Source organism: Arthrobacter sp. U41, from assembly GCF_001750145.1.
Taxonomy (GTDB): Bacteria; Actinomycetota; Actinomycetes; order Actinomycetales; family Micrococcaceae; genus Arthrobacter.
In genome coordinates, this window is the sequence record NZ_CP015732.1 from 2,589,800 (window position 1) to 2,601,793 (window position 11,994).

General features: G+C 69.8%; 11 protein-coding genes and 1 pseudogene. 10 read left to right on the plus strand and 2 right to left on the minus strand.

Going from position 1 to position 11,994, the window contains the following annotated elements:
• Nucleotides 1-13 precede the first annotated feature (13 nt).
• The 9 genes from ASPU41_RS11760 to ASPU41_RS11800 all read left to right on the plus strand — a co-directional run bounded on the left by ASPU41_RS11760 (nucleotide 14) and on the right by ASPU41_RS11800 (nucleotide 7,780).
• A complete protein-coding gene (locus ASPU41_RS11760) occupies nucleotides 14-691 on the plus strand; it encodes an arsenate reductase ArsC (protein ID WP_069951070.1) in 678 nt (225 codons plus the stop codon).
• Nucleotides 688-1,110, plus strand: coding sequence for an arsenate-mycothiol transferase ArsC (locus ASPU41_RS11765; protein WP_069951071.1), 423 nt, complete (start codon nucleotides 688-690; stop codon nucleotides 1,108-1,110). Before ASPU41_RS11760 ends, ASPU41_RS11765 begins: the two co-directional genes overlap by 4 nt.
• An 8-nt stretch (nucleotides 1,111-1,118) precedes the next feature.
• Nucleotides 1,119-2,330: an MFS transporter gene (locus ASPU41_RS11770; protein WP_331712776.1), complete on the plus strand. Its 1,212-nt coding sequence runs from the start codon at nucleotides 1,119-1,121 to the stop codon at nucleotides 2,328-2,330.
• Entirely contained in the window at nucleotides 2,327-2,725 is a 399-nt protein-coding gene (locus ASPU41_RS11775) for a zinc-binding dehydrogenase (RefSeq protein WP_231941059.1), read from the plus strand. The genes ASPU41_RS11770 and ASPU41_RS11775 overlap by 4 nt, the downstream gene beginning before the upstream one ends.
• A gap of 76 nt (nucleotides 2,726-2,801) precedes the next feature.
• Complete coding sequence (ligA, locus tag ASPU41_RS11780) at nucleotides 2,802-5,102, plus strand: NAD-dependent DNA ligase LigA (protein ID WP_069951072.1); 2,301 nt, start codon at nucleotides 2,802-2,804, stop codon at nucleotides 5,100-5,102.
• The gene (locus ASPU41_RS11785; protein ID WP_197515644.1) at nucleotides 5,099-5,935 is read left to right on the plus strand and encodes an inositol monophosphatase family protein; all 837 of its coding nucleotides are present in this window, start codon (nucleotides 5,099-5,101) and stop codon (nucleotides 5,933-5,935) included. Before ligA ends, ASPU41_RS11785 begins: the two co-directional genes overlap by 4 nt.
• A gap of 105 nt (nucleotides 5,936-6,040) precedes the next feature.
• The gene (locus ASPU41_RS11790; protein WP_069951073.1) at nucleotides 6,041-6,544 is read left to right on the plus strand and encodes a GNAT family N-acetyltransferase; all 504 of its coding nucleotides are present in this window, start codon (nucleotides 6,041-6,043) and stop codon (nucleotides 6,542-6,544) included.
• Nucleotides 6,545-6,652: 108 nt separating this feature from the next.
• Entirely contained in the window at nucleotides 6,653-7,174 is a 522-nt protein-coding gene (locus ASPU41_RS11795) for a hypothetical protein (protein ID WP_069951074.1), read from the plus strand.
• Nucleotides 7,175-7,384: 210 nt separating this feature from the next.
• Nucleotides 7,385-7,780 carry a RidA family protein gene (locus ASPU41_RS11800; RefSeq protein WP_069951075.1) on the plus strand — a complete coding sequence of 132 codons (396 nt, stop codon included), beginning with the start codon at nucleotides 7,385-7,387 and terminating at the stop codon, nucleotides 7,778-7,780.
• Between the two features lie 80 nt (nucleotides 7,781-7,860).
• On the opposite strand, the gene ASPU41_RS11805 is transcribed toward ASPU41_RS11800, so the two are convergent.
• Together ASPU41_RS11805 and ASPU41_RS11810 are read right to left on the minus strand one after the other, a co-directional pair.
• Nucleotides 7,861-8,532, minus strand: a complete 672-nt coding sequence (locus tag ASPU41_RS11805; RefSeq protein ID WP_069951076.1) for a response regulator — start codon at nucleotides 8,530-8,532, stop codon at nucleotides 7,861-7,863.
• Nucleotides 8,525-10,241: pseudogene (locus tag ASPU41_RS11810) on the minus strand (ATP-binding protein). Before ASPU41_RS11810 ends, ASPU41_RS11805 begins: the two are co-directional and overlap by 8 nt.
• Before the next feature lie 202 nt (nucleotides 10,242-10,443).
• Here ASPU41_RS11810 and ASPU41_RS11815 point away from each other — a divergent pair.
• On the plus strand, nucleotides 10,444-11,919 hold the full coding sequence (locus ASPU41_RS11815) for a CitMHS family transporter (RefSeq protein WP_069951077.1): 1,476 nt from the start codon (nucleotides 10,444-10,446) through the stop codon (nucleotides 11,917-11,919).
• Nucleotides 11,920-11,994 lie beyond the last annotated feature (75 nt).

Below are 11,994 nucleotides of genomic sequence, written 5' to 3' on the forward strand. Positions count from 1 at the left end.
CTGGAGAGCTGACATGACTGACCACCCCGAACACGGCCTGGGACTACAGGACAACACCGAACTACTGCACCGGATCAGCGCCCGCCTGGCAGACCGCTTTGCCGGCGTGTTCGCCGCCGAGACGGTCGAACGCTACGTCTTCGAGTCCTACACCGCCCTGGCCCGGACCGCGAAAATCAGCACGTACCTGCCCTCCACCACCGAGCACTTCGCCAACGACCGACTCGCTGCGCTGGCCAAATCCAAGGGCGCCGTCGCCTCCGAGGTCCCCGAAGTGCTGTTCGTCTGCGTGCAGAACGCAGGCCGGTCCCAGATGGCCGCGGCACTGCTCACCGTCGAGGCCAAGGGCAGGATCCGAGTCCGGTCCGCCGGCTCGCTGCCAGCCGCCGAACTGGACCCCGCCGTCGTCGCGGCGATGTCCGAAATGGGCCTGGACCTGACCAAGGACTATCCCAAGCCGCTCACCGACGACGTCGTACGCGCCGCCGACGTGGTGATCACGATGGGCTGCGGCGACTCCTGCCCGATCTACCCCGGCAAACGCTACGAGGACTGGGAACTTGCAGACCCGGCCGGCCTGCCCGTTGCTGCCGTGCGGATCATCCGCGACGAGCTCCACGACCGGGTCAAGGCACTGGCAGCATCACTACTAAGCACCCCCGGCTCAGACAAGAAAGAATCAAACCCATGACCGAGACCACGAAAAAGCCCAGCGTCCTGTTCGTCTGCAGCAAGAACGGCGGGAAGTCCCAGCTCGCCGCCGGACTCATGAACCAGCTCGCAAACGGGACGGTCACGGTGCACTCCGCCGGGACGAAACCCGGTACATCGCTGAACCCCCAGTCCGTGGACTCGCTGGCGGAACTCGGCATCGACATCACCGGCGAACACCCCAAACCCGTCACCGACGACGTGCTGAACGCAGCCGACGTCGTGGTCGTCCTGGGCAACGAGGCCAAAGTCGAAGCCCCGGAGGGCAAGCGGCTCGAGATCTGGAACACGGACGAGCCCTCCGAACGCGGCATCGAAGGGATGGAACGTATGCGCCTGGTCCGGGATGACATCAAGGCCCGGGTCCGGAAGCTGTACGCGGAGCTCACCGGGAGCTGACCTTGCCCGTGCCCGTCCCCACCCGGATCCTCGCCGCAGAGGGTGCACCGCGCGGCGGCCTCGCCGCGCTGTGCATCACCCAGACGACCGGGTGGGGCGTGCTCTATTACGCGTTGATCACGGCGGTCCGCCCGATCAGCGCCGACACCGGCTGGGACCCGGCCCTCGTGACCGGAGCCTTTTCCGCCGGACTGCTGGTGTCCGCAGCGGCCGGAATCTCCGTCGGCAGGATCCTCGATCGGACCGGGCCGCGCACGCTGATGATCGGCGGATCCCTTGTCGGAGTGCTGGCCCTGGTCATGGTGGCGCTGGCACCGAACCTGCCCCTGTTCTTTGCGGCCTGGCTGCTGGCCGGCACCGCGCAGGCCGCCGTGCTGTACCAGCCCGCCTTCACGGTGATCAGCCGCTGGTACGGAGCCGCCCGCGTCCGGCCCCTGACCGTCCTCACCCTCGTCGCCGGGTTCGCGTCCACCATCTTCGCCCCCGTCACCGCCGCTTTGACCTTCGCGTTCGGCTGGAGAGGCGCCTTCCTCATCCTCGCCGGTGTCATGGGACTCATCACCGTGCCGCTGCACGCCCGCTACCTCAACCGGAGCTGGGCCCCGGCCGTCCCCGGCACCCGGGTGGCTGACGGCCCCGCGATGACGCGTGAGGTCCGGCGGAGCCCGGAATTCCTCGCCCTGCAGGCGCTTATGGTCCTCCTTTGTCTCGGCCTGTACACCGTGACGCTGAACATCATCCCGCTGCTCGTGGAGAAGGGAGCCGACTATGCCACCGCCGCGCTCGGGCTCGGGCTTGTCGGCGCCGGACAGGTCGGCGGCCGGCTGCTGTTCGCCGCCATACCGTCCGGTGCCCGGCTACCGGTCATCACCGCAACGGCAGCCTTGGCCCTCCTTTTGCTGGCAGCCCTGCCCGGCCGGGTCCCGGTCTTGGCCGCGGCGGGAATGCTCGCCGGTGCCGTCCGCGGGTGCCAGACCCTGCTGCAGGCCACGATTGTCGGGGATCGCTGGGGAACCCGGAACCTGGGCACCCTGCAGGGAGTCTTCGCGGCCCCGCTGACAGCCGTCACCGCCATCGCCCCGGCCGCAGGCCCCCTGCTGGCAGCCTGGCTCGGCGGCTACACGGCGATGGCCTACGCCATGGCGGCATCGGCTGCCGCGGCCGCCATTCTCGCCGCCGCCATGGGCCTGCGGGAGAACCGGCCGCCCGCGAAACGGTGAGCACAGCGGCCACTGATGCCGGCCTCACCTCCTACCACGCCATCGTGGCCGTCGGCGGTGCCAAGGCCGGCATGAAGGCCGGCGTGATCGGACTCGGCGGACTCGGATACATCGGCGCCCGCGTGGCCGTACTGGCCGGCGCTGAGGTGTACGGCGCCGAGGTCAATCCCGAGGCGCGGAAGCTCGCCGGCGAGATCGGGCTGAGCGGCGTCGCCGACTCGATCGAGGCGTTCAAGGACAAGGACCTGGACCTCATCGTCGACTACGCCGGCTTCGGCACCACCACCTCCGCTGCCACCGAGACGCTCGCCGAGTTCGGCACCCTCGTGCAGGTCGGCATGGGCCGCCTCGAAGCCACGATCAACACCTGCCCCCGTCCCGGCCGTGTGTGCTGAGACCCTGCCGTTTGGGCGGCAGCGCGCCCGGTAATTCCGACCGGACAATGTCGGTCATCTAGGGCAGGATAGGTCTGTGAGCACAGGGAATACTGCAGCAGAAGCCGAAACAACCCCCTCCGGGGCCGTGCGCGAAGAGTACGAGTTCCTGGTCGAGGAGGTCCGGAAGCACCGCTTCGCGTACTACCAGGAGGACGCGCCGATCATTTCGGACGCCGAGTTCGACGAACTCTACCGGCGGCTGGAAACCATCGAGGCCATGCATCCGGAGCTGGTGGCCAACGATTCCCCGACCCAGGAAGTCGGCGGCGAAGTGTCCGCCGCCTTCGCCGCCGTCGAACATCTGCAGCGCATGTACAGTCTCGAGGACGTCTTTTCCCTCGAGGAGCTGGAGGCCTGGATCGCCAAGGCCGAAGCCAACATCGCCAAACTCGGCAACGGGACACCGGCCTGGCTCACCGAACTCAAGATCGACGGCCTCGCCGTCAACCTGCTCTACCGCGACGGCGTGCTGATCCGGGCCGCCACCCGCGGCGACGGCACCACGGGGGAGGACATCACCCACAACGTCCTCACCATCAAGGAGATCCCGCAGCAGCTCAGCGGGGCCGGCTTCCCGGCGGAGATGGAAGTCCGCGGCGAGGTCTTCATCCCGTCCAAGGCCTTCGCCGAATTCAACGCGGCGCTGATCGAGGCCGGCAAGGCGCCGCTGGCCAACCCCCGCAACGCCGCCGCCGGCTCGCTGCGCCAGAAGGACCCCGCGGAAACCGCCAAGCGCCCGCTGCGGATGTATGTGCACGGCATCGGCGCCCGCGAAGGACTCGACACGCTCAGCCAGTCGGACACCTACCGGCAGCTCGCCGCGTGGGGGCTGCCCACCAGCCCGTACTTCGAGGTCCTGCCCGGGCTCAAGAACGTGCTGGAATTCATCACCCGCTACGGCGACAAACGCCACAGCCTCAGCCACGAAATCGACGGCATCGTCGTCAAGATCGACGACTTCGCCACCCAGCGCGCGCTCGGCTACACCAGCCGGGTTCCGCGCTGGGCCGTCGCCTACAAATACCCGCCCGAGGAAGTCCACACCAAACTGCTGGACATCGCGGTCAACGTCGGCCGCACCGGCCGCGTCACCCCGTACGGCGTGATGGAGCCCGTCAAGGTCGCGGGATCCACCGTGGAGATGGCCACCCTGCACAACCAGGAGGTCGTGAAGGCCAAAGGCGTCAAGATCGGCGACATCGTGGTGCTGCGCAAGGCCGGGGACGTCATCCCGGAAATTGTGGGGCCGGTCCTGGCCCTCCGCGAGCAGCAGGACCCTCCGGTCCGGGACTTTGTGATGCCCACCGAATGCCCGGCCTGCGGCACCCCGCTGGCGCCGGCCAAGGAGGGGGACGTGGATATCCGCTGCCCCAACTCCCGCTCCTGCCCGGCGCAGCTGCGCGAACGGGTGTTCCACCTCGCCGGCCGCGGGGCCTTCGACATCGAGGCTCTCGGCTGGGAAGCCGCGATCGCACTGACCCAGCCGGCCGAGCCGGAAACGCCGCCGCTGACCACCGAGGCAAACCTGTTCCGGCTCAAGCCCGAAGACCTGGCCGACGTTCGCATCCGGCGGGAAAAGCGGTCCAAGGGCATCGCGACCGGCGAGTTTGAGCTGGTGCCGTACTTCTACAGCAAGGGCACCGCGAAGACGCCGTCCAAGCCCACCGCCACCACGGAGAAGCTGTTCCGCGAGCTCGAGAAGGCCAAGACCCAGCCGCTCTGGCGAGTCCTGGTGGCGCTGTCAATCCGGCACGTCGGCCCGCGGGCCTCCCGGGCCCTCGCGACGGCGTTCGGCAGCATGGACGCCATCCGGCAGGCCTCCGAAGAGGAGCTCGCCCACGTCGACGGCGTCGGCCCGGTGATCGCGGCCGCCCTGACCGAATGGTTCACCGAGGACTGGCACCGCGAGATCGCGGACACCTGGGCGGCCGACGGCGTGCGGATGAAGGACGACCGCGACGAGTCCATGCCCCGGACCCTGGAAGGACTGACCATTGTGGTGACCGGCAGCCTGGAGGGCTTCAGCCGGGACGAGGCCAAGGAAGCCATCCTGGTCCGCGGCGGCAAGGCCTCGGGCTCGGTCTCGAAGAAGACCGACTACGTCGTCGCCGGCGAAAACGCGGGCACCAAGCTGGACAAGGCCGAACAGCTCGGCGTGCCGGTCCTGGATGAGGACGGCTTCCGCGCACTGCTGGCCAACGGCACCGCCGACGGTGCCCCGGCCGCCTCAGCGGGAGGTCCCGTCCGGCCAGGGGACGCCGAAGACCGGGACGACGCCGGCGACGGCGCGCGTGAGGATGCCGAAGAGGACCACCAGGAAGTTGTGACCGAATGAGCACCAACGCCCCTGACCTGACCGCCGGACTCCCGGCCGCGCTGCTGGAACTCGCCCGGCGGGCAGCAGCGGCCGGTGCTGCCGTCCTGGCCGGCCGGAACGCCGCCGAGCTGGACGTCAGCAACAAGGGCGACTCCGGGGACTGGGTCACAGCCTTCGACCTCGCAGCGGAAACCGCCGTCCGGGATGTTATCACCGCGGCGAGGCCGTTCGACATCATCACCGGAGAGGAAGGCGGCACCGTCCTCCCGGCGACGCCCAGCGGCTACCGCTGGTCCATCGACCCGCTCGACGGGACCACCAACTTCATCCGCAACATCGTCTACTACGGCACCTCCGTGGCCGTAGCGGATCCCGACGGCGTCTGGCTGGCCGGCGTCGTCAACGCCCCCGCCCTGCGCCGGACCTACTACGCGCTCCGCGGGCAGGGGGCATGGCTCGAGGAAGCGGGCCGGCTGACGCCGCTGACCGGACCGGTCGCGGGCCGCACCGGCCAGATCCTCGCCACCGGCTTCAGCTACGACCCGGCCGTCCGGGCCGAACAGGCCGCCGGGCTGGGCAGCATCATGGACGGCTTCGCCGACGTCCGCCGCCTCGGCTCCGCGGCCCTGGACCTCTGCCTCGTGGCGGACGGCACCCACGACGCCTACGGCGAACGCGGCCTCAACGAACACGACTTCGCCGCCGGCGCACTGATCGCCGAAGAAGCCGGCTGCTGGGTCCGCCGTCCGCGGCTGACCAGCCCGCTGGCCGGCGGCCCCTCCGACGACGAACGCCTCGCCGCCTGGACCTGCGCCGGGACGCTGGAGCTCTCGGGCAAATTCCCGCTGTGAAAGCGGCCGTGGACGCCGCGCCAGTCTGGGCGCCGTTCTGATAGTTCAGTCACGGAAACGGCCGTTCCGCGGCCCCGCCGGCGCGCCCGCCCGTAGCATGGACAGGTGCATCCCCAGATCATCATTCGCCCCGCCGTTCCGGCCGACTACGACGCCGTCGCGCGCATCACCCGGGACGCCTACCTGGCCGCCGGCTACTTTGAGAGCGCCGACCACCCCTACATGCGGCAGATCCAGGACGTGGCCCGCCGGGCCGCGAAGGCCACCATCTGGGTGGCCGAACGCGCGGGCCGCGTCGTCGGCTCCGTGACCCTGGCCGTCGCCGGCGAACCCTACGCGGACATCGCCCGCAGCGACGAGCTGGAATTCCGGATGCTGGTGGTGGACCCGGCCGTCCAGCGCAGCGGCGCCGGCAAGGCCATGGTGCACGCCATCCTTGACCATGCCCGGTCGCTGCCCGGGATCCATGCCGTGGCGTTGACCACGGGACTGACCTGGGAAAGCGCCCACGGACTCTATCTCAAAACCGGATTCCAGCGGGCCCCCGAGCGCGACTGGGTGGTGCCGGACACCGACATCAAACTGCTGGTTTACCGCCAGGAGCTGTAGCCCCCGGAGGGCAGCCACCGGGGCTGCAGGAACGCGGGGCCTCCGCGTCCGTGCGGTAGGGTTTGGGACAATCGATCCGCGCTCAGGCACAGGCAACCTGGAGGAACCATGGCACCGCACATCCCCGGCTCAATCGACGACAAGCTCCTCGGTCTGTACCTCTCGGACCACCTGACCGGCGCCACCGCCGGCGTCTCCCGGATCCAGCGCATGGCCGGGGCATTCGCGGACACCCCGGTGTCCGCCGACCTGGCCCGGGTCAGCGCGGAAATCACCCGGGAACGGGACCAGCTCGTAACCCTGCTCCGCGACCTGGGCGTGCGCCAGCGCCCGCACCGCCAGGCCGCCGCCTGGCTGGCCGAGCACGCCGGCCGGCTGAAACTGAACGGGCGCATCGTGAGCCGGTCCCCGATGACCATGGTGCTGGAAGCCGAGCTGATGCGTGCCGCGATCCTGGGCAAACTCGGCGGCTGGCAGACCCTGGAGGAGCTTGCCCCCGAGCTCGGGCTCGACCCGGCCACCTTCACGGCCCTCGGCGCCGATGCCCGCTCCCAGATCGAGGCCATGAGCCGCGTCCACGAGCACGCCCGCAGCAACGCCTTCCGCAAGCGCGGGGACATCACCACCTAGCCCCAACAGACAACGCGGGGTCATTTACGGCCCATCCGGGGTGACCGGATGGGCCGTAAATGACCCCGCGTTGTCTGTTGGGTGGGGCAGAGTGGCAGCCGGGATGACGGAGCGGCAGCCGGGGGCCGACACATTCCCGCCGGTTTACCCGCGGCGGCGCACGCCGACCTAAAGTGGTGCCGACTCCACCCCACTGCGAAAGGCACCTCCATGCGCAAAACGTTCGGCACCGGTTCCGTCTGGGAACAGAAGGTCGGCTACTCCCGGGCCGTCCAGGTCGACAACACGCTCTACATCTCCGCGACCGCCGCCAGCGGCGAGGACGGCGTCGTCGGTGCGGACTTCTACGCCCAGACCCGCTACATCCTGGACAAGCTCGGCACCGTGCTCGCCGACGCCGACGCCGACGCCGGCTTCGGATACGAGGACGTGGTGCAGTCCAAGCTGTACCTGACGGACATCAGCCAGTGGGAGGAGGCCGGACGCGCCCACGGCGAAATCTTCGGCGAGATCCGCCCCAGCCTGGCCCTGGTGCACGTGCTCCCGTTCCTGGATCCCAAGATGCTGGTGGAAATCGAACTCGTGGCCCAGAAAAGCGCCGGCTAACCACAACGCGGGGTCACCTCCGGCCCATCCGGGCTCCCGGATGGGCGGTAGGTGACCCCGCGTTGCTTGGAGGAGGGGGGTCAGGCGGTTGCGGCCGGCGGGAGGCCGTAGCGGTGCTCGGGCCTCCCGGTGGTGCCGTAGCGCAGCTGGATATCGACGGCCCCGTCGTCGGCGAGCGCCGAGAGGTACCGCTGGGCGGTGGCCCGGGAAACGCCCACCCGGGCGGCCACCTCGGCCGCCGAATACTGCTCGCCCGGTTTCAGGGACTCCAGTACGGCGGCCTCGGTGGCGGACCGCGGCCTGGCCGAGGCAATGACGTCCCCCGGGATGAGCGCGCGTTTGGCCCGCTCCACCGTGTCCTGGCTGACGTTTCCCGGCTGGGCCAGGATCCGCCGGTAGCGCGCATAGGAGCGCAGCAGCTGGGACAGCGATTCGGCCGTGAACGGCTTCAGCAGATAGCCCAGCGCCCCCCGCCGGAAGGCCAGCCGGAGCGAGGCAGTGTCCGAGGCGGCGCTGAGGATCATGGTGTCCACGTCCAGCTGGCGCAGCAGGTCCAGGCCGGAAGCGTCCGGCAGGTAGACATCCAGCAGCACCAGGTCAGGGCGCAGGCTGTGGATGGCCTGCAGCGCCAGCGACGCCGACCCGGCCGGGGGCAGCGCCAGAAATCCTGCCACCGAGTCCACATAGGCCGCATGCAGCTTGGCGACGTGGAAATCGTCATCCACAATCAACACCCTGAAGTACTCAGACATCGTTGTCCCTTTCGTTTGGCTGTGTCGTCCCCGGCAGGGTCGCCATAAACACCGCGCCGGGGCCGCCGGGGGAGCCCGGGTCCAGCACGCGGACGTCCCCGCCGCGGCGGCGCGCCAGCTGGCGGGCCAGCGCCAGGCCCAGGCCCTGGCCTGCGCCCGCCCGGGCCGGGCGTTCCGAGGTCGTGAATCCTTCCGCGAAGACCGCGTCGGCGTCGGGTCCGCCCGCCCCGGCGGCAGGCAGGCCATCGCCGGAGTCCCCGACGACGATATGCAGCGTGCCCCGATCCGTTCCGGTGCCGGGACCGTCGAGCACCTCCACCTCGACCCAGCGGTCCGCGGCCGAGCCTGCGACGGCGGCGTTCACCGCGTTGTCGATCAGGTTGCCCAGGACCGTGGTGACGTCCTGCGGCTCGGTGACCTGGCCGCGGACCAGGGTTTCCGGGCCGAGGCGCAGCGTCACGCCGCGCTCGTCCGCCTCGACGCCCTTGGCACCGAGGAAGGCCTGCAGGTAGGGGTCCTGGAGCAGCTCCGCCTGGTCCACCGGGAACGTCAGCGGTCCGGTGGCGGCCAGCCTGGCCAGGTAGTCGCGGGCCTGCTCGTGCTGGCCGATGCTCATAAAGCCCGCGATGGTGTGGAGCTGGTTGGCGAACTCGTGCCGCTGGGCCCGGAGCGCCGCGGACATCGTCCCCACGGCGTCGAGCTGCCGGGTCAGCTGCTGGAGTTCGGTCCGGTCCCGCAGCATGACCACCCAGCCCAGGTCCTCCCGGCCGTGCAGGGCCTTGCGTGCGCTTGCCACCAGGACCCGGCCGCCGGCGACAAGTTCCACCGCGTCGCCCTCCGCGGCGTCGGCCCGGGTCAGGGCGGGCAGCTGCGCCGGCACCGGGGCGTCGGCCCACGGTGTTCCGGTGAGGTCGGGCTGTCCGAGCAGTCGCCGGGCGGCGGCGTTGAAGACGCTGATCCTGCCGTCGGCGGCGACCGACGCCGATCACGCCGTCGTCGACGCCCTGCAGGACCGCCACCTGGTCGTGGACCAGGGTGCTGATTTCCTCCGGTTCCAGCCCCAGCGTCAGCCGCTGGAGCCGGCGCCGGAGCAGGAAGGAGGCCAGGACGCCGACCACCAGGGCGCCGGCGGCGGTCAGGGCGATCGGGACGACGTCCCGGGCCAGGCTCTGGCCGATGGTTTCGGTGGAGTAGCCCACACTGACCTCGCCCACCACGGTGCCCGAGTCCGGGGCGTACACCGGGACCTTCGCCCCGGCGGAGGGGCCCAGGGTTCCCGTGTTCCGGGTGGTGACTTCCTTGCCGGCCAGCGCCTCGGACGGGTCGGTGCTGACCCGTTCGCCGAGCCGCTCGGCGTCGGGGTGTGCCAGGCGCAGGCCGGTTTCGTCGGTGATGACCACGAACAGGGCGCCGGTGCGGGTGCGGGCGCCCTCGGCGGCGGCCATCAGCGGCCCGCCCAGCAGTTCGGCGGCCGGGGGAGTGCCGGGCCGGGCGCTGATCTGCTGCACTTCCGCCCGCACCTCCGGGTCCGAGGCCACGGTCCGGGCCAGCGTCAGCGCCTGGTTCTCCGCCTCGCGACCCAGCCGCTCGTAGGTGAGCCAGACGTGGACGGCGCTCGTCAGGAGCACCACCAGCGCCACGACTCCCAGCTGGAGCAGCAGGGTCTGGGTGGAGAAGCGCAGGGGAGTCCGGCGGGATGTTCCCTTCATCGCGGTCCTCCCTTTGTTCCGGTCAAGTGCGGCGGGCCTTCCTGAGGGCCCGCCAGGGCGTGTGAGCAAAATGAGCAAAATGCTTCCAATAAGCAGTATGCCAATCAAATGAGGCAAAGGCCCAGCCGTGACGGGCGCCACTCTAACGTCTGTTGTACGCATCACACCGGGGTGGTGCGATTCAATGAAGAAGGAGCCGGCCGTGCTGGTATTACTAGGATTCGCCATGATTGCGGTGTTCATGGTGCTGATCATGACGAAGAAGCTGACGCCGGTTCTGGCGCTCATTATCGTCCCCACCGTCTTCGGACTCTTCGCCGGCGCCGGTCTGGGCATCGGCGACATGGTGCTCGACTCGATGAAGTCCATGACGTCCACCGCCGCGCTGCTGATGTTCGCCATCATCTACTTCGGCCTGATGATCGACGTCGGGCTCTTCGACCCGCTGGTCCGGTTCATCCTGCGCAAGCTCGGCAACGACCCCGCCAAGGTGGTGCTCGGCACCGCGGTCCTCGCCGCCGCGGTCTCCCTGGACGGTGACGGCTCCACCACCTTCATCCTGACCACCGCGGCCATGCTGCCGGTCTACCTCCGCCTGAAGATGAGCCCGGTGGTCCTGACCTGTGTCGCCGGCCTGGCCAACGGCACCATGAACATCCTGCCCTGGGGCGGGCCCACCGCCCGCGCCGCCTCCGCCCTCAACCTCAGCGTCTCGGACGTGTTCGTCCCGATGATCCCGTCGCTGATCGCCGGCCTGGTGGTCGTGTTCGTCTTCGCCTGGCTGCTGGGCCTGCAGGAGCGCAACCGGCTCCGCGCCACCGCCCCGGAAATCTGGGATTCTGCTGACACGTTCGACGGCGGCACCTCCCCTGCCGGCAGCGGCACCGGCCGCTTCGGTTCCGGCCGCACGGGATCCGGCCCTGCCGGGGGAGCTGCCGCCGCCGGCAGCCCGTCCGCCGGAGGCTCGTCCGTGGCCGTCCTGGAACGCCCCGAAGGCCTCGTGGACGAGCACGATTCGGCCATGGCGGACACTGCGCTGGACCCCAACCGCGCCACGCTGCGGCCCAAGCTGCAGTGGTTCAACCTGGGCCTGACCGTGGCCATCATGGCCCTGCTGGTTGCCGACCTCGTGCCGCTGCCCTTCGTCTTTATGGTGGGTTCCGCCATCGCCCTGCTGGTCAACTTCCCGAAGGTCAAGGACCAGGGCGCCCAGCTTGTGGCGCACGCACCCTCGATCGTCGCCGTGGTCAGCATGGTCATGGCCGCCGCGGTCCTCACCGGCGTCCTGAACGGCACCGGCATGGTCAAGGCCATGTCCGAATGGCTCGTGGCGATCATCCCCGCGGACATGGGCCCGTTCATGGCCGTCATCACCGGCGTGCTGAGCATCCCGATGACGTTCTTCATGAGCAACGACGCCTTCTACTTCGGTGTCCTCCCGGTGCTCAGCGAAACCGCCGCCCACTACGGCATCAGCGCCGCGGACATGGCACGCGCCTCCATCACCGGCCAGCCCTTCCACCTGCAGAGCCCCCTGGTCCCGGCGATCCTGCTCCTGGTCTCGCTCGCCAAGGTGGACCTGGGTGACCACCACAAAAAGGTCCTCTGGCGCACCGCCGTCGTGTCCCTGGTCATGCTCGCCGTCGGGGTGCTCACCGGAGCCATCGGCATCGGCTGACCAGCCCCACCACCACCACCAACGCGGGGTCAGCTACGGCCCATTCCGGACCTCCGGATGGGCCGTAGCTGACCC

Bases quoted from the DNA above. Each gene is read 5' to 3' on its own strand.
- ASPU41_RS11795 (WP_069951074.1), top strand. From the start codon at position 6,653: ATGGCACCGCACATCCCCGGCTCAATCGACGACAAGCTCCTCGGTCTG.
- ASPU41_RS11805 (WP_069951076.1), bottom strand. From the start codon at position 8,532: ATGTCTGAGTACTTCAGGGTGTTGATTGTGGATGACGATTTCCACGTC.
- ASPU41_RS11765 (WP_069951071.1), top strand. From the start codon at position 688: ATGACCGAGACCACGAAAAAGCCCAGCGTCCTGTTCGTCTGCAGCAAG.
- ASPU41_RS11760 (WP_069951070.1), top strand. From the start codon at position 14: ATGACTGACCACCCCGAACACGGCCTGGGACTACAGGACAACACCGAA.
- ASPU41_RS11785 (WP_197515644.1), top strand. From the start codon at position 5,099: ATGAGCACCAACGCCCCTGACCTGACCGCCGGACTCCCGGCCGCGCTG.
- ASPU41_RS11800 (WP_069951075.1), top strand. From the start codon at position 7,385: ATGCGCAAAACGTTCGGCACCGGTTCCGTCTGGGAACAGAAGGTCGGC.